Source organism: Vibrio sp. Vb0304, from assembly GCF_033338995.1.
Classification (GTDB): domain Bacteria; phylum Pseudomonadota; class Gammaproteobacteria; order Enterobacterales; family Vibrionaceae; genus Vibrio; species Vibrio alginolyticus.
In genome coordinates this window covers 91,664-108,538 of the sequence record NZ_JAWOTT010000007.1, presented here as the reverse complement: position 1 = coordinate 108,538, position 16,875 = coordinate 91,664, and the positions used below count along the sequence as shown (strand labels likewise).

Here is a 16,875-nt window from a genome sequence, read left to right as displayed (position 1 = left end):
CAAAAAAGCTGCGCTCAAAGCGCAGCTTTTATGGTAAACACACATTAAAAGGCTAGAGTTTTACCGCCAATTTAACACCTTGACGAATCGCACGCACAGCATCAAGTTCACCCGCATGGTCAGCTCCGCCAATGATATGAATCTTCTCTCCAAGTTCAGACCATTTATCTTCAAACGGACGTACAGACTCTTGCCCAGCACAAATGATAACTTTGTCTGCATTAAGTACCTGCGCGCTTCCGTCTACATGAATGTGCAAACCTTGATCATCAATTTTATCGTAAGACACGCCACCGACTAAATGTACGCCACGTTTTTCAAGGGTACGTTTATGGATCCAACCTGTTGTTTTACCCGGACCTTTACCTACACGACCTTTACGACGCTGAAGCACCCAGACTTCTTTATCGCTGACCGCATCAGGATAAGGGTATAAACCACCCGGCTGAGACATCTCCTTGTCGATTCCCCATTCATGCAACCAGTCATCCAACGTTTGTCCAACTGGCTCTGTGAGCATGGTCGCGACATCTACGCCAATGCCACCAGCACCAACGATAGCCACTTTCTCACCGACTGGCGTTTTGTCTCGAATGAGAGTTTGATAGTCGACGACTTTCTCTGGGTTATCAATTCCATCAATATTGACTTTACGTGGCTCAACACCCGATGCCATCACTATCTCATCGTATTCTGTGAGTAAGTCATAGTTCGCTTCCGTCGATAAGTGCAGATTCACGCCTGTTTCATCAATACGGTTAGCGAAATATCGTATCGTCTCTCGAAACTCTTCCTTACCAGGGATCTGCATCGCAAGACGGAACTGACCACCGATGCGGTCGTTCTTTTCGAACAAATCAACCTTATGGCCACGTTCAGCCAGTGTGGTCGCACAAGCCAAGCCCGCAGGTCCAGCACCAACAACTGCAATGTTTTTCTTTTTAAAGGCTGGTTCAACAACAATTTCGGTTTCATAGCACGCTAGAGGGTTCACTAAGCAACTGGCGCGTTTACCTTTAAACACGTTATCTAGACACGCCTGATTACAACCAATACACGTATTAATAAGCTGCGCTTTTTCCTGTTCGGCTTTAGCAACAAAGTAAGGATCGGCCAAGAATGGGCGCGCCATCGAAACCATGTCGGCATGACCGGAAGATAAAATGCGTTCTGCTTCATCTGGCGTATTTATACGGTTGCAAGTGATAATAGGAACCGAAACGTGAGGTTTAACTTTTTCCGTAACCCATGTAAACGCACCGCGTGGTACTTGAGTCGCAATTGTCGGAATTCGAGCCTCATGCCAACCGATACCCGTATTAATAATCGTGACGCCAGCCTCTTCAAGTGCTTTCGCCAATTCGATAACGTCTTCAAAAGTGCTGCCCTGCTCGACAAGATCCAGCATAGAAAGACGGAAGATGATGATGAACTTGTCACCCACCGCCTTGCGTACCGCTTTAACAATTTCTAGCGGAAAACGCATACGTTTTTTATAGCTGCCACCCCATTCGTCGTAACGCATATTAGTACGTTTACATAAGAATTGGTTTATCAAGTAACCTTCCGAGCCCATTAACTCGACGCCATCATAACCAGCAAGCTGTGCTAACTCCGCACTATTAGCAAACGCGTCGATGGTTTTCTTTATCTGGCGGTCGCTCATTTCACTCGGAGCAAACTTTGCAATCGGCGCTTTAATGCCAGATGCACTTTGCGAGAATGGATGCATTGCATAACGCCCAGCATGGAGAATTTGCAACGCAATTTTACCACCGTGCTTGTGCACCGCTTCTGTCACAACTTTATGGGCTTTAGCATGTTTTGGCTTGCTGAATTCAGCACTCAACGGGTGTAAACGACCGCGTAAGTTAGGAGAAAAACCTCCGGTTACAATCAGTCCGACACCGCCTTTCGCGCGTTCTTCATAAAAAGCAGCGAGCTTCTGTAATCCTTCTTTGTGCTCTTCTAAGCCCGTGTGCATTGATCCCATCAGAACTCGGTTTCGTAATTGTGTGAAACCGAGATCCAGTGGCTTTAATAGGTTTGGGTACATGGCAGACATCACTTAACATCCATTGTTATTATCATGGTCTGACCAGATTAAGCCTGCTCAACCAAAAAATCAAACAAGCGTTTACATTTTTGTAACACCGATCAATCTCGTGTGAAAATATGCCAATTGTTGAGTGGTCGTGATAAGCTAAAAAAATGTTATCTTTTGAGATCTTAGAGATAAGAACCCATACTTTGTTAGACTCGGCGTAACTATCTCGTTATGGAGACAAGATGAAAAAACTCTTCAAATTTATTGGTTTGATATTTAAAGGGATATGGAAAAGTATCACTTTCATCAGACTCGCACTGGCAAACCTAATTTTCTTGCTGATGATTGCCGTTTTCTACTTTGCCTTTACTTATACCGGAGACGGTCAACCTGTCGTCGAAAAAGAATCTGCATTGGTGATGAACCTTTCAGGCCCAATTGTCGAACAAAGACGTTATGTAAACCCAATGGACTCTTTTGCTGGTTCCCTTTTGGGTAATGAGTTACCGAAAGAAAACGTCCTTTTCGATATCGTTGATACTATTCGCTACGCGAAAGACGATCCTAAAGTGTCTGGATTAGTGCTAGCACTACGAGACATGCCAGAAACAAATCTCACGAAACTACGTTACATCGCGAAAGCGTTGAACGAATTTAAAGCGTCAGGCAAACCCGTTTACGCCGTAGGTGATTTCTACAACCAAAGCCAATATTACTTGGCAAGTTACTCTGACAAAGTTTATCTGGCACCTGATGGTGGTGTATTGATTAAAGGTTACAGCGCTTACTCAATGTACTACAAAACGTTACTTGAAAAGCTTGACGTTTCTACTCATGTTTTTCGCGTAGGTACTTATAAATCCGCTATCGAACCTTTTATTCGTGATGACATGTCCGATGCGGCGAAAGAGTCAGCAACACGTTGGGTTACTCAATTGTGGAGTGCTTTTGTTGATGACGTAACAACAAACCGAAACATTGATGCGAAAGTGCTTAATCCAACCATGGATGAGCTGATTAACGAGATGAAGTCTGTAAATGGCGATATTGCTCAGCTCGCAGTCAAATTGGGGCTAGTGGATGAACTTGCTACACGCCAAGACATTCGCACTCTATTTGCAAAACAGTTTGGTAGCGACGGCAAAGACAGCTACAACGCGATTGGTTACTACGACTACCTTGCAACGATTCGTCCTGATTACACACTACCTCAACACGACATCGCCGTTGTTCTAGCCAGTGGCGCGATTATGGACGGTCAACAACCTCGCGGAACTGTTGGTGGTGACACGGTCGCAAGTTTGCTGCGTCAAGCACGCAATGATGAAAAAGTGAAAGCGGTCGTGTTACGAGTAGATAGTCCAGGAGGCAGTGCCTTTGCTTCTGAAGTGATTCGTAACGAAGTAGAAGCTCTGAAGCAAGCAGGTAAGCCGGTTGTTGTATCCATGTCGAGTTTGGCCGCTTCTGGTGGTTATTGGATTTCAATGAGCGCAGACAAAATCGTTGCTCAGCCAACAACCTTGACGGGCTCCATTGGTATATTTAGTGTCATCACCACGTTTGAAAAAGGCTTTAGCAAGTTAGGTATTAATACTGATGGCGTTGGCACATCGCCGTTCTCAGGTGACGGTATTACCACTGGCCTTTCTGAGGGCGCGTCTCAAGTGTTCCAATTAGGTATCGAACACGGTTACAAGCGCTTTATTTCTCTAGTTGGCGAGAATCGCGATATGTCTCTAGAGGAAGTTGACAAAGTTGCTCAAGGTCGAGTTTGGACTGGCCAAGATGCACTATCCTTTGGTCTTGTCGATCAAATGGGTGACTTTGATGATGCTGTAGAGCTAGCGGCGAAACTAGCGAACGTAACCGATTACGGCATTTACTGGGTAGAAGAGCCTCTTTCACCTACTGAACTATTTCTACAAGAGTTTATGAAACAGGTAAAAGTCTCTCTAGGTATTGATGCAACAAGCTTGCTACCAAAAAGTCTTCAACCCGTAGCTCAACAATTCGAACAAGACGCAAGCTTGCTCCAAAGCTTCAACGATCCTAAAGGTCAATACGCATTTTGTTTGAACTGCCAAGTGCAGTAGTTTTTCCATCAATATTACAAAGGGCACTTCTACTTGAAGTGCCCTTTTTATTAGGCTTTGCATCTCCTCAGATGACTTTCTGATGCTGTGCGTATAGCCTCGCATCTCAAGGTTATTTAGGTATATAATCCCCGCCTCTGTTCCCCTACACGAAGAAAAAACGATGACTAGAAAACACATCTACATCGCTTACACCGGTGGTACCATCGGAATGCAAAAATCCGACCACGGCTATGTGCCTGTTGCTGGCTTTATGGAAAAGCAATTAGCAAGCATGCCCGAATTCCATCGTCCTGAAATGCCGGATTACACCATCCACGAATACGACCCTCTGATTGACTCATCAGATATGACACCTGCTGACTGGCAGCAGATTGCGAATGATATTCGTGACAACTATGACAAATACGATGGTTTCGTTATCCTACATGGTACTGACACCATGGCGTACACAGCGTCAGCATTGTCTTTCATGCTTGAAAACCTTGGTAAGCCAGTGATTGTAACGGGTTCACAAATCCCTCTCGCAGAGCTGCGTTCTGACGGCCAAGCAAACCTATTAAACGCGCTACATATTGCGGCAAACTACCCGATCAACGAAGTAACTTTGTTCTTCAATAATCAATTGATGCGTGGTAACCGCAGCACAAAATCTCATGCAGACGGTTTTAATGCCTTTACTTCACCAAACCTTCCTCCACTATTGGAAGCTGGGATCAATATTCAAGTTAGCAACAGCGTAACCGTTGGTGCACAACCAGAAGGTGAGTTTAAGGTTCACAACATCACGCCACAACCAATCGGTGTGATCACCATGTACCCTGGTATTTCACACGAAGTTATCCGCAACACGCTTCGTCAGCCCGTGAATGCGATGATTCTTCTGACTTTTGGTGTCGGTAATGCTCCTCAGAACCCTGAGCTGCTTGGTCACCTGAAAGAAGCCTCTGAGCGCGGCGTTATTGTCGTAAACCTAACTCAGTGTTTGGCAGGTAAAGTGAATATGGGCGGATATGCCACAGGTTGTGCGCTCGCAGACTCTGGTGTTATCAGTGGCTTTGACATGACGCCCGAAGCGGCGCTGGCAAAACTACACTACCTTCTAAGCCAAAACCTTTCTTACGAAGAAGTAAAAGAGAGAATGCAACAAGTACTGCGTGGTGAAATGAGCCTGTAAGTTCAAGCTTTCTGCGATCTAAAAAGCCCAATACAATTTGGGCTTTTTTCTTTCAAAATCAAAATAATAAAATTTTGAGAAATAAGGCGTAAGGATTAATCAATGTTCGGATTCACACGAACAATATCGCTCTCTTCTCCGCTGAATTGTTTTTTAAGCTCTTGTTTTGATTTAAAACTGATTTCACCACCGGCTGCAACCGTCATATGCTGCGCATCAGTATTATGTTTTGATTGATACAACATCACAGCTTGCATACACGAATCTCGCTGCTCTTTAGAAAGTGTTGTACCCTCAGGCCATCTTCCCGTTTCTACTGCATAGACTAAGCGATCATAAACTTCTGGAGTCATCGCTTGTAATAGTTGTTCTGCGTCCATAGTGTACCTTCTTATTACATTCTATTTACAGAACATAACGGGTTAAGAAACTGAGTCAAGAATACGAAAATGAATTGGTGTAACGGATCACAAGCAAAGCCATGAAAAGAACAAACTGGTTACTTCTCAGCCTCGCATGTTTTGTGCTATCGGGCTGTTTTGAAGGTAACGTGACAACCGAAGAGTTGTGCCAAAAAACACCAGAACTGCGTTGCGAGCAGCTCAATATGGATGACGGCCAATGTCGAATTCCAAGAACAAATTTGGTTTGGCATCGGTTTGAGCAATTGAAAAACCCATCGGAAGCAAACCAAATCATCGAATACGGTCTGGTCGCTGAATATAGGAAATGCTTAGAACTCGCCTCCCAGATCACCCCTATTGATCAAAGTGCTCTCAAAAGACAACGCTTTAATGCATTGGTACACAGTATTGATGAGCTAGAGCGCATTGTAAACGAGTTAAAAGGTTCAGAAGACCCGGCTACTTTGTATTTCTTATGGTCTCAAACGGGAGATACTCAAGCTCGGCGCGCATTTTTACAAATGGAAGGGTCTCCCCAATTAAATAATGCTGAGATGCAATATGCATTAGCCACTTTTTATACCAACCGAGATACCAAGAAAACCCTGGAGCTTCTTAATAACGCGTTGTCTTTATCTGATGAAGACAACATCAATCCGGTCATTCTCAAGTCAATGGCAAGTATTCATCAAGGGCTTGGAGACAAAGAGCAAGCGTATCTATGGGCAATGGTCGCGAAGAGATTCGACGTACCGCTTGCTGATGAAAAGCAGCTCCAACGTATGTTCAATTTCAGTCATCCAGAGCGATATAAGCAGTTGGATGAATTAGCCGAATCGGTGGCGAAAGCCATAGAGAAAGGTATCTATTCCCCAACAATGATACCCAGTGAGATATAAACGAAAAACTCCCGCAATGAGCGGGAGTTTTTATTTAAGTCGAGCGACACTCAGATCACTGTTGAGCTTGAATCATCCTGAAAGGATAAAACAATCTCGAGCACAATTTTGTCGTTATTATTCTGATTTGTTGAAAATTAACGACACAGAATTAACACAAAAACGCTCTCCTGTGGTCTGTGGGCCATCTTCAAAAACGTGCCCTAGATGGCTATCACACGTTGCACAACGAATCTCTGTACGTACCATTCCGTGACTTAGATCTTCTAAATAGCGCACCGCTTGATCGTTGATAGGCGCATCAAAACTTGGCCATCCGCAGCCAGAGTCATACTTGTTATCAGAGACAAAGAGAGGGGCATTACAACAAGTACAAGCATAAACACCAGTTTCCTTATTATGCAGTAGCTTACCGCTGAAAGGAGGCTCTGTACCTTGCTCTCGGCAAATACGGAACTCTTCATCAGACAGTTGCTCACGCCACTGTTCATCTGACTTCGTCACTTTTTTCCCGCTTTGTTCCACGACTTTCGGCTCCTTATTTACTGTTCTTGGTATTGACTTTTTTAGCAAAAAACTTGCTTCTCTTAACACTTGTAGCACATACTTTCTCACCAGGACACCATGAGTAATTAATTTGATAAGAGCACTTATCTCACCAGTTATATTACGCCAACTGGGCTACAGAAGAATCAGTTAAAAGTTTAAAAAACGTACATTTGCAAAGAATTGTTAAAAAAAGCGTCGCTTTTTTTTGACTTTAAACAAGTTAAGTCCGATTATCACTTGCAGATGTTTACTGGATTCTGTAATTTTACTACCAGTTATCTTTAATCAGAAATTAAGTTGTGGAGCAACTATAATGACTATCAAAGTAGGTATTAACGGTTTTGGCCGTATCGGTCGTTTCGTATTCCGTGCAGCGCAAGAGCGCAACGACATCGAAGTAGTAGGTATTAACGACCTTATCGATGTAGATTACATGGCATACATGCTTAAGTATGACTCAACTCACGGCCGTTTCAACGGTACTGTTGAAGTTGAAGGCGGTAACCTAATCGTTAACGGTAAAACTGTACGTGTTACTGCAGAGCGCAACCCTGAAGACCTAAAATGGGACGAAATCGGTGTTGACGTTGTAGCTGAAGCAACTGGTCTTTTCCTAACTGACGAGACTGCACGTAAGCACATCACTGCTGGCGCGAAAAAAGTTGTACTAACTGGTCCTTCTAAAGACGCTACTCCAATGTTCGTTAACGGCGTAAACTTCGACACTTACGCTGGTCAAGACATCGTTTCTAACGCTTCTTGTACTACTAACTGTCTAGCGCCTATCGCTAAAGTTCTTAACGACAAGTTCGGTATCGAATCTGGTCTTATGACTACAGTTCACGCAACTACAGCAACTCAAAAAACTGTAGATGGTCCTTCTGCTAAAGACTGGCGCGGTGGTCGTGGTGCTTCTCAAAACATCATCCCATCTTCAACTGGTGCTGCTAAAGCTGTAGGCGTTGTACTTCCAGAAGTAAACGGCAAACTAACTGGTATGGCTTTCCGCGTACCAACTGCTAACGTTTCTGTAGTTGACCTAACTGTTAACCTAGTTAACGGTGCTTCTTACGAAGACATCTGTAAAGCGATGAAAGAAGCTTCTGAAGGCGAACTAAAAGGCGTTCTAGGCTACACTGAAGATGCAGTTGTATCTCAAGACTTCATCGGCGAAGTTTGCACTTCAGTATTCGATGCTAAAGCTGGTATCGCGCTAACTGACAAATTCGTTAAGGTTGTATCTTGGTACGACAACGAAATCGGTTACTCAAACAAAGTTCTAGACCTAATCGCTCACATCTCTAAGTAATTAGAAAGTTAGCAATTAGCGAATAACTTCGTTAAAGAAAAGGCGGCTCTAGAGTCGCCTTTTTTGTATCTGGAATTTGAGAGAATACAGGCTCGATGTTGCATTTAATGTGCGAAGCGCGTCTAAAAGCTCTCCCCAGCGATAGGAAACTACACATGGATTTAAAAACTCTCCCAGCCCTAACGGTGCTATCTGATAACGTCACTATCGTTGAAGTTGATCAGATAAAAATCGTCCGCGTGATTCATGACAAAGCAACGGCAGGCATCTCGCTACACGGTGGTCATGTCGTGTCGTTCACGCCTAAAGGTCAAGAAGATCTGATCTGGATGAGCGAAAAAGCTGTCTTCGATGGTAAAGCTGCTCTTCGCGGTGGTATTCCGGTTTGTTGGCCTTGGTTTGGGCGTATTGCTGCTCCAGCTCACGGCTTTGCCCGCACCGCAGAATGGGAGTTGGTTGAACATCGTGAGAACCATAACGGTGTGATTGTTGAACTTGCTCTGTTCCCGACAGAAGAAATCCACGATATTTGGCCCCATATGTTTGACGCTCGTTTGGTGATTGAAGTGGGCGATGAGCTAAAAGTGACGCTCAAAGTCATGAACATTGATGACGAGGCTTGGACCTTCTCTGGCGCATTACATACTTACCTAAACGTTGGAGACATTAAGCAAGCACAAACGACAGGCATGGGTGCCGAGTACATTGATAGCTTGAAAGCTGATGCGGTATGCCAAGGTAGTAATGTTCTACAACTAACTGACACCATTGACCGCGTTTACACGCAACCAGAAGCGAAAATTTTGGTAAAAGACCCGGTATTGGATCGTACGCTAAGCGTACACAACCAAGGCCACAACTCAGCAGTATTATGGAACCCTTGGGCAGAAGGTGCGCAAAGCATGGGTGACATGGCTGACGATGGTTATCAAACCATGTTGTGTGTGGAGTCTACTGTTCATGCACCAAGTATTGAGCAAGGTCAAACCCTCCAACCAGGTGAGACACATGAACTTGTCACTGTCATTTCAGCGCAGTAAGAATCACCATATAAAGGCCGGGATACCCGGCTTTTTTTGTAATAAAAGCTCTGCTTAGATGGTCCTATCTTTACTAACTTATTGGTTACTGGTCACTTTTGACGGTTTCATTAATAAATATCAAAAAAATTGATCATATAAACCGATAGCATACCGATACAAAACTCATAAATAATAAAAATATCAGGAATTAGTCTATGTTAGAGAGATACCGAAATCAAAGTGTCGGATTCCAGTTGAAACTGGTGATCACTTTGTGTCTATTCATTGCTTTCAGCAGTATTGCAGCGCTTGTTTACCGCAACGCTTCCGATGTTCTATTGGAAAGCACACTGAAAGAACACCAATCTAAAGTAGAATCAATGGCAAAAACCATTGCTGGCCAATTCGATGCTTACCTGCACACCGCTAAAGTCCTCGAATCTACTTTTCGCAATGGCTACCTTGCCGGTGTCTATGTCGAAAATTACACGGTTGACTTCATGGGACATGAAGTACCAAACATCACTCAATACAGTGAAAGCTTAATTAATGACACCAAGTTGGTCGACAGTTTCACACGTGATACCGGCGCTATAGCAACGCTATTCGCACCATTGGGTGACGACTTTATTCGGGTGTCCACCTCCCTAAAAGATCCACAAGGTCAGCGAGCGGTCGGAACCACGCTAGGCATCAACCATCCTGGTTATCAGCAACTTAAAGCAGGACAACCGTATTACGCTCAAATTAAATTGTATGGCGAGCGCTACATTACCTACTATGCCCCAATCAAAGATGCGACAGGAAAGGTAGCAGGCCTATCGTTTATTGGCTTACCAGTAGACCAAGCGACACAAACCTTATTCGATGCACTCGAAGAGATAAAATGGGGCGACACTGGTTACACCATTATCGTTGATAACGACGACAACAATCTTGGTAAATACCTACTTCATCCAGCAAAAAGCGGCTCAGATTCGTCAATACTAGAAGTCGCCGACTACAATGGTCACAAGCCTTTTGGTCAGATTTTCGAACAATCTAGTGGATTAATTCGCTACCCTTTCGAGTACCAAGGTAACGTAGGCGAAAAGTATCTTGTCTACACAGAGGTTCCAGGTTGGAATTGGAAACTGCTAGGCGGTACGTTTATCAAAGAAGTTACAAAAGGTAGCGACACGCTTCTCACACTCATTGCCATCATTTCTTCGGTAGCGGCAATCATTACTTTTGTTGTACTGACGCTTTTCTTGAATCGCAGCTTACAACCTCTCACGACTCTAAACTCATACATGACTCGCTTAGCGGGCGGCGAAGTCAGCTTGAACATTCCAGCGTCTCGTAAAGCATCAAAGAATGAAATTACGAACCTGAGCTCGGGTGTCGCCAGTATGGCAAGTCAGCTCAATGAACTCGTTGGTAAGATCCGTTCAACAAGCGACTTAGTGGAGAGCAACTCCACCAGCGTTGCCAACGATGCACATAGCAATTTGACCCAAGCCGACCGACAACAACAAGAAGTCGAGCAAGTTGTGACAGCGATTGAAGAAATGGCCTCTTCCGCTCAATCTGTCGCACAACAAGTCGAAAGCATTGCGGAAAACGTACGCTCAGCAAATACTGATAGTCAATCTGGTCTCGCGATTGTTGAAGGCGTATGTATCGACGTTGCTCAACTTAACGATCAATTGGATCAATCAGCAACGGCTATCGAGCAAGTAAATCGCGATAGCGAGAGTATTCAAACCGTCACTAAAATGATTGATGAAATTGCTGAGCAAACCAATTTACTTGCCTTGAATGCCGCCATTGAAGCAGCACGAGCAGGTGAGCAAGGCCGTGGCTTCGCAGTTGTAGCAGATGAAGTGCGCACACTTGCGCACCGAACCCAAAGCTCAGTTCAGGATGTCGTGGAAATTATCGAGAAACTAAAAGGGTCGACTCATAATGCAGTTAATATGATGACAGACAGCCAACGCAGTGCAAACCAGGTCTTGGACAAAGCACAAGACGCGGGCACAGCATTAGAAGCCATCGCAGTACAGGTGCAGTCGATAGCCTCTCAAGCCGACGCCATTGCAGCGACTTCAGAAGAACAAGCTCAAGTTTCACAAGAAATTGCAGCAAATGCCCATTCTATCAGTGAACTTAACCGAGAAAGCCGCAACACGGGCGCAAAAACCTCGCAAAGTGCCATTGAACTTCAACAACAAGCACGAAACTTGAAAGAGCAAGTCGACTTCTTCCACTAATACTTTATAAGAGCCGACCCAGTCGGCTCTTTTTGTTTCACTTGATACCACGCTTTTTGATAGAATTTGCCGCCCTACTTTCTGTTCGAGATCGTCATGAACTATCAATGCCCTCTATGCCACCAAGCTCTAGCGTTAAATGAAAAAACGTTTAAGTGCGAAAACAATCATCAGTTTGACTTAGCAAAAGAAGGCTACGTTAACTTGATGCCAGCGCACCACAAACGTTCTAAAGATCCTGGTGACAACAAAGAGATGATGCAAGCTCGTCGTCGATTCCTTGAAGGAGATTACTACAACCCAATGCGCCAAGAAGTGGCGCAGCTGTGTGCAACATACACAGAGGGGAGCACCCATCAATTATTAGATATTGGTTGTGGTGAAGGTTACTACACAGATCAAGTACAAAAGACGATAGAAACACAAGCGAACCATGCCACGATTTATGGCTTAGACATTTCCAAAGTTGCCATTCGTTACGCGGCGAAGCGTTACACGCACTGCAACTTTAGTGTGGCTTCTAGTCACCGACTTCCCTTAGCAAATGAATCCTTAGATGCCATTTTGCGCATTTATGCCCCGTGTAAAGCTGAGGAGCTGCAGCGCGTTGTAAAAAACGACGGCGTTGTTGTCACGGTTACTCCTGCTAGCCGCCACTTATACCAACTGCGTGAGCGCATTTATCAAGAAGTTCGTCTTCACAATGAAGAACCAGAACATATTGAAGGGTTTGAATTAGAGCACCAGCAGCATCTTAACTATGTTATGGACTTGAAAAACGGAGCCGCAATCGATTTATTGCAAATGACGCCATTCGCATGGAAAGCAACCGATGCTCTTCGTGAAGAGTTGAAATCCGCTACACTTTTCCAATGTGAGGCTGATTTTATGTTGCGTGTATATCGCAAAAAAACACTCGATTAATAAGTCAAAAAAACAACAAACGCAAATAGTTATCATTTATATTGATTCATTGCTCAGCCTCCATTAATATCATCCGGACATTTTTGGAGGCTTTTCAATGCGCTTTTCTACTTTGAGCTTGCTCTTTGCAGGCTTACTTACTGGTTGCTCTTCATATACGCACACCGACTCTCACGCAACCTCAGCGGAAGTCACTAGTTTTTACGACTACCAACTATACACCCCTTCTGGCGAGCACATCGCTCTAAGCAAACTGCCAATTGAGCTGCAACAAGCAGATGTCATTCTTATTGGTGAATGGCACACACACGCCGGCGTTCATCGCTTTCAAACCGATATGCTCAAACAACTTACGTCCTACGACCGCTCACTCGCGTTATCTATGGAACAATTTACCCGCGACAAACAACCTGTTGTTGACGCTTACCTACGTGGGGAGATCGGCGAACAGTACTTAATGAAACAAGCCAACGCTTGGCCCAATTATGAAAGCGACTATCGCCCTCTCGTGGAGTTTGCTAAGCAGAAAAATCTCCCGGTCATTGCAGCAAATGCACCAAAGAGCATTGTCCGATGCATTGGTCGACAAGGGCTAGATTACATTAACAAGCTCGATGATGATCAGCGGATGTTCATTGCACAAGCCATCAACACTGGTAGTAGTCCGTACAAAGAAAAGTTCATGGCATCCATGCATCACGGTAAGCCAGAGCAGACGGAAAAACAGTTTGCAGCTCAAGTTACTTGGGATGAAACTATGGCGGAATCTATCGTTAGCTACCTAGACGACAACCCAGGCGCTCAGGTTGTCCATGTTGCAGGCAAGTTTCACACCGAGCAAGGGTTGGGTACGGCAGCATCAATCTTAAGCCGCAACCCGAGCTTAAAAGTGGTTGTAATTAGCCCAACAGATAACGTGCTTTCTGATAATACTGACTATCAGTTAGAGGTTCTCGCACCACCAGTACGGTATGTACAAGATGCTCACCGCATGGCGGCATATCAACATCTAACTAAACGCAATAACGATCTTCAATGTAAGTAGCTGCTCTTCAATTTAAGTTACTACCTTGCCGTTGCGTTGCATCATCACACCGCTCCGAGTTCATCGAGTGACAAGGGTCTGCTTCCTGCTGGTCTATTTTTTGCTAATGATCACCAATAGAAACTAGAAGCGGCAAAAGCAGACCTGTTTTTATCCAAATAGCTTCAGAAATAAACTTTGCCGCCGATAAAAATATAACTGCTTTTTACCCGCACTCAGTGACCGAGTGTCGATGTTCCAAGGAGTATTCGATGAATCCAGTAGGAAGCACTTCTGTTAATAGCTATGCCAAACAATCTGTCGCCTCTAAACAAGCAAGTATTGCACAAGAAGAAACTAGTGCTTCGCCGCTGAAAGTCGAACACAATAAGGTGACGCTTTCGACCGAAGGCAAAGCGCTACTTGCCGCTCTGCAACAAATCGAGCACGACAGCAAGAAAATAGAAGCAGAAGATAAATCTGTTGGTGAAAAGGTCGAATCTTTCACGCATGGTGCGCTTGGCATGGATCACCCCGATAAAATCGAGAAAGAAGAGGATGGCTCATATTCTGCGGGTCAATACCTTTCTGCGGCACTTACCGTTGGTGGCATCATACTGGCATTAGTCTGATAACCAGTCTGATAATCGTCACGACAACAAATCCTATTTGAACCAAACACTTACTGCAGCCCATAATTTAATAGGCCAAAGAACGATATGATGCAAACGTAAGTGAATTCGACCGCTCTTGTGGCCCGATAATACATGCTCGTTTATTGCTCCCTAAACTAGGTTTCTTGTGAAGGCACTGAATGGATAACTTTAGTCCATGCTTTCAACTCCTAAGCGTAATCCAAGCCCACGTTTGTGGGCTTTCTTCTTTCCAAACTAACGAACGTTACAGAGCGACTCATTTTTTCTGCAAAACCAAACAAAAACGACAATTTGGTTAAACTTTTATTACCGACACAAAACCTTCATAAATCATTGCTTTAATGCCTGCGCTTTCAATAAACAAGGAAAATATAATGAAGCGCTTAGTATCTCCAATCGTTACGGCAGTGGCTGCATCTACCCTCTCTTTCAACGCACTCTCAGCTGAAATCAAAAACGTCATTTTGATGATCGGCGACGGCATGGGTCCTCAACAAGTTGGTTTACTCGAGACCTACGCAAAACACGCACCTAACTCGGTTTACAAAGGCGAAAGCACAGCGTTATACAAACTCGCTCAAGAAGGTGTGATTGGATCATCACTGACCAATCCAGAAGACGCAATTGTCGTCGACTCTGCGTGCTCAGCTACGATGCTAGCGACAGGAATCCCTACCGCTTCTGAAGTCATTGGCATTGATAGCCAAGGCAACCATGTCGAAACTATTTTGGAAAAAGCCAAAAGTAAAGGTAAAGCAACAGGGCTCGTCTCTGATACGCGTATGACCCACGCAACGCCAGCAGCATTTGCCGCTCATCAACCACATCGCTCCCTAGAAAACAGTATTGCGGCGGATATGCTCGAAACAGGCGTAGACGTGATGATGTCTGGGGGACTTCGTCATTGGATTCCAAAGTCGACAAACGACAAGGGAGAGACATACGAGCAACTTGAAAAGCTCACTGAAGGTAATGTCTACCTAAAGTCGAAACGTAAAGATGAGCGCAACTTGCTTACTGAGGCGCAAGACCAAGGTTACAACCTGGCTTTCAGCCGCGATATGCTCACACAAGCTAAAGGTGACAAATTACTTGGACTTTTTGCTTACTCGGGCATGAACGATGGTATTGCCTACAGTCAAAGCAAAAACGATCCAAAACGCACGCAGCCATCGCTGAAAGAAATGACCACCAAAGCAATCGACATTCTTTCAAAAGACAAAGACGGTTTTTTCTTGATGGTTGAAGGCGGCCAAATTGACTGGGCTGGCCACAGTAACGATGCAGGTACGATGCTGCATGAAATGCTTAAATTCGATGAAGCGGTAAACTCAGTTTATGAGTGGGCAAAAGGCCGTGATGACACCCTGATCATTGTTACTGCTGACCACGAAACCGGCTCTTTTGGCTTTAGCTACTCATCAGCAAACTTGCCTAAACCACAAAAACGCGACGGCGAAGCATTCAAAAATCAGGATTACGCGCCAAACTTCAACTTTGGTCAGTTCGAGATCCTCGATGGTTTATACAACCAAAAGAAAAGTTACTACGGCATGATCAGTGAGTTCCAAGCGCTTGATAAGAAAGAGCAAACTCCAGAGAAGTTTGCGGAAGTCGTGAACGCAAATAGCGATTTTTCGATTACGCCTGAGCAAGCAGAACGCGTATTAGCAAGTAAACCAAATCCATACCGACTCGCTGGACACAAATACTTAAGCGAAGAGAACGTACCGACAATCAATGACTTTGATGCTTTCTTTCCTTACAACGACCGTGGCAACTTGCTAGCGCGTGAGCATGCAACAAAGCAAAACACAGTATGGGGGACGGGTACTCATACGCATACTCCTGTCAACGTATTTGCTTGGGGACCTGCAGAAACTATCCTTCCGGTATCAAAAATCATGCACCACTCGCAACTAGGCGAGTACTTGAAGCAACAAATTAAATAATCAACTTGCACTTACTTCACAACTCGTGATGTTTCAACGCTCTCGCAAGGGAGCGTTTTTTTATGCATGAAAACAGTTGACGTTTTAAATCGTACACCACAATAATTATGGGTCTTTAATTATATGAATAAAGAAAATGTGCGAAATCTTTGCTAAGCAACCCCAAGACAACTATCAGTTCATCACCCGCTCTATCCGTATTGATGGTCACGCGACCAGTGTAAAACTTGAAGCGAGCTTTTGGACAATTCTTGAGGAAATCGCTAGTGCTCAAAACATGACGGTTCCTAAATTCATAAGCACTGTTTATCAAGAAGCACTCGAATACAATGGTGAAGTGAACAACTTTGCCTCCTTACTTCGATGCGCTTGCCTCACTTACGCCCGCCAACCTCAAGAGACCACTCGTCAAGCACTTGCGCAACTTAACAGTTAATAGCAACCAACCGACCAATAACCATCCTAGGCTGTGCATCCGTATTATAAACCCTTGAGCATCTTCTAATTTGTCGTACTAGAGTACTACCCAGACTCCTTTTGAAATCGCTAACCTATGCGGACTATCAA

The 16,875-nt window shown here is 44.4% G+C and carries 14 protein-coding genes; 11 read left to right on the top strand and 3 right to left on the bottom strand.

Going from position 1 to position 16,875, the window contains the following annotated elements; all coding sequences use genetic code 11:
• Positions 1 to 52: 52 nt before the first annotated feature.
• Positions 53 to 2,065, bottom strand: a complete 2,013-nt coding sequence (locus R7P35_RS11605) for an NADPH-dependent 2,4-dienoyl-CoA reductase (protein ID WP_005380708.1) — start codon at positions 2,063 to 2,065, stop codon at positions 53 to 55.
• Between the two features lie 224 nt (positions 2,066 to 2,289).
• On the opposite strand from R7P35_RS11605, the gene sppA reads away from it, so the two are divergent.
• A complete protein-coding gene (sppA, locus tag R7P35_RS11600) occupies positions 2,290 to 4,140 on the top strand; it encodes a signal peptide peptidase SppA (protein ID WP_064368684.1) in 1,851 nt (616 codons plus the stop codon).
• A 163-nt stretch (positions 4,141 to 4,303) separates the two neighbouring features.
• On the top strand, positions 4,304 to 5,317 hold the full coding sequence (gene ansA, locus R7P35_RS11595; RefSeq protein ID WP_017635822.1) for an asparaginase: 1,014 nt from the start codon (positions 4,304 to 4,306) through the stop codon (positions 5,315 to 5,317).
• 95 nt (positions 5,318 to 5,412) lie between these two features.
• Here the strand turns inward: ansA and R7P35_RS11590 are convergent, their stop codons facing one another.
• Positions 5,413 to 5,697 carry a YeaC family protein gene (locus tag R7P35_RS11590; protein WP_005380700.1) on the bottom strand — a complete coding sequence of 95 codons (285 nt, stop codon included), beginning with the start codon at positions 5,695 to 5,697 and terminating at the stop codon, positions 5,413 to 5,415.
• Between the two features lie 101 nt (positions 5,698 to 5,798).
• On the opposite strand from R7P35_RS11590, the gene R7P35_RS11585 reads away from it, so the two are divergent.
• Entirely contained in the window at positions 5,799 to 6,620 is an 822-nt protein-coding gene (locus R7P35_RS11585; RefSeq protein ID WP_042522503.1) for a DUF2989 domain-containing protein, read from the top strand.
• 117 nt (positions 6,621 to 6,737) lie between these two features.
• Here R7P35_RS11585 and msrB read toward each other — a convergent pair whose 3' ends face one another.
• A complete protein-coding gene (gene msrB / locus R7P35_RS11580; protein WP_042522504.1) occupies positions 6,738 to 7,145 on the bottom strand; it encodes a peptide-methionine (R)-S-oxide reductase MsrB in 408 nt (135 codons plus the stop codon).
• Positions 7,146 to 7,482: 337 nt separating this feature from the next.
• On the opposite strand from msrB, the gene gap reads away from it, so the two are divergent.
• The 8 genes from gap (at position 7,483) to R7P35_RS11540 (ending at position 16,744) form a co-directional block, all read left to right on the top strand.
• The gene (gap, locus tag R7P35_RS11575; RefSeq protein WP_005380697.1) at positions 7,483 to 8,478 is read left to right on the top strand and encodes a type I glyceraldehyde-3-phosphate dehydrogenase; all 996 of its coding nucleotides are present in this window, start codon (positions 7,483 to 7,485) and stop codon (positions 8,476 to 8,478) included.
• 155 nt (positions 8,479 to 8,633) lie between these two features.
• A complete protein-coding gene (locus tag R7P35_RS11570) occupies positions 8,634 to 9,518 on the top strand; it encodes a D-hexose-6-phosphate mutarotase (protein WP_213904880.1) in 885 nt (294 codons plus the stop codon).
• Between the two features lie 197 nt (positions 9,519 to 9,715).
• On the top strand, positions 9,716 to 11,752 hold the full coding sequence (locus R7P35_RS11565) for a methyl-accepting chemotaxis protein (protein ID WP_042522505.1): 2,037 nt from the start codon (positions 9,716 to 9,718) through the stop codon (positions 11,750 to 11,752).
• A 96-nt stretch (positions 11,753 to 11,848) separates the two neighbouring features.
• Positions 11,849 to 12,676 carry a 23S rRNA (guanine(745)-N(1))-methyltransferase gene (gene rlmA, locus R7P35_RS11560; protein ID WP_042522506.1) on the top strand — a complete coding sequence of 276 codons (828 nt, stop codon included), beginning with the start codon at positions 11,849 to 11,851 and terminating at the stop codon, positions 12,674 to 12,676.
• 97 nt (positions 12,677 to 12,773) lie between these two features.
• Positions 12,774 to 13,721 (top strand): ChaN family lipoprotein, encoded by a 948-nt coding sequence (locus R7P35_RS11555; RefSeq protein ID WP_042522507.1) that lies wholly within the window; start codon positions 12,774 to 12,776, stop codon positions 13,719 to 13,721.
• A gap of 251 nt (positions 13,722 to 13,972) precedes the next feature.
• A complete protein-coding gene (locus tag R7P35_RS11550; RefSeq protein ID WP_005380688.1) occupies positions 13,973 to 14,332 on the top strand; it encodes a hypothetical protein in 360 nt (119 codons plus the stop codon).
• Between the two features lie 398 nt (positions 14,333 to 14,730).
• The gene (locus tag R7P35_RS11545; protein ID WP_025767190.1) at positions 14,731 to 16,308 is read left to right on the top strand and encodes an alkaline phosphatase; all 1,578 of its coding nucleotides are present in this window, start codon (positions 14,731 to 14,733) and stop codon (positions 16,306 to 16,308) included.
• 136 nt (positions 16,309 to 16,444) lie between these two features.
• On the top strand, positions 16,445 to 16,744 hold the full coding sequence (locus R7P35_RS11540; RefSeq protein ID WP_005384938.1) for a ribbon-helix-helix domain-containing protein: 300 nt from the start codon (positions 16,445 to 16,447) through the stop codon (positions 16,742 to 16,744).
• The last annotated feature ends 131 nt before the right edge of the window (positions 16,745 to 16,875 follow it).

What these genes read in the sequence shown, in the direction of transcription:
- sppA (WP_064368684.1), top strand. Translation starts at nt 2,290, where the DNA reads ATGAAAAAACTCTTCAAATTTATTGGTTTGATATTTAAAGGGATATGG.
- rlmA (WP_042522506.1), top strand. Translation starts at nt 11,849, where the DNA reads ATGAACTATCAATGCCCTCTATGCCACCAAGCTCTAGCGTTAAATGAA.
- R7P35_RS11590 (WP_005380700.1), bottom strand. Translation starts at nt 5,697, where the DNA reads ATGGACGCAGAACAACTATTACAAGCGATGACTCCAGAAGTTTATGAT.
- R7P35_RS11550 (WP_005380688.1), top strand. Translation starts at nt 13,973, where the DNA reads ATGAATCCAGTAGGAAGCACTTCTGTTAATAGCTATGCCAAACAATCT.
- R7P35_RS11540 (WP_005384938.1), top strand. Translation starts at nt 16,445, where the DNA reads ATGTGCGAAATCTTTGCTAAGCAACCCCAAGACAACTATCAGTTCATC.
- R7P35_RS11565 (WP_042522505.1), top strand. Translation starts at nt 9,716, where the DNA reads ATGTTAGAGAGATACCGAAATCAAAGTGTCGGATTCCAGTTGAAACTG.
- R7P35_RS11555 (WP_042522507.1), top strand. Translation starts at nt 12,774, where the DNA reads ATGCGCTTTTCTACTTTGAGCTTGCTCTTTGCAGGCTTACTTACTGGT.
- R7P35_RS11545 (WP_025767190.1), top strand. Translation starts at nt 14,731, where the DNA reads ATGAAGCGCTTAGTATCTCCAATCGTTACGGCAGTGGCTGCATCTACC.
- ansA (WP_017635822.1), top strand. Translation starts at nt 4,304, where the DNA reads ATGACTAGAAAACACATCTACATCGCTTACACCGGTGGTACCATCGGA.
- R7P35_RS11585 (WP_042522503.1), top strand. Translation starts at nt 5,799, where the DNA reads ATGAAAAGAACAAACTGGTTACTTCTCAGCCTCGCATGTTTTGTGCTA.
- gap (WP_005380697.1), top strand. Translation starts at nt 7,483, where the DNA reads ATGACTATCAAAGTAGGTATTAACGGTTTTGGCCGTATCGGTCGTTTC.
- R7P35_RS11605 (WP_005380708.1), bottom strand. Translation starts at nt 2,065, where the DNA reads ATGTCTGCCATGTACCCAAACCTATTAAAGCCACTGGATCTCGGTTTC.
- R7P35_RS11570 (WP_213904880.1), top strand. Translation starts at nt 8,634, where the DNA reads ATGGATTTAAAAACTCTCCCAGCCCTAACGGTGCTATCTGATAACGTC.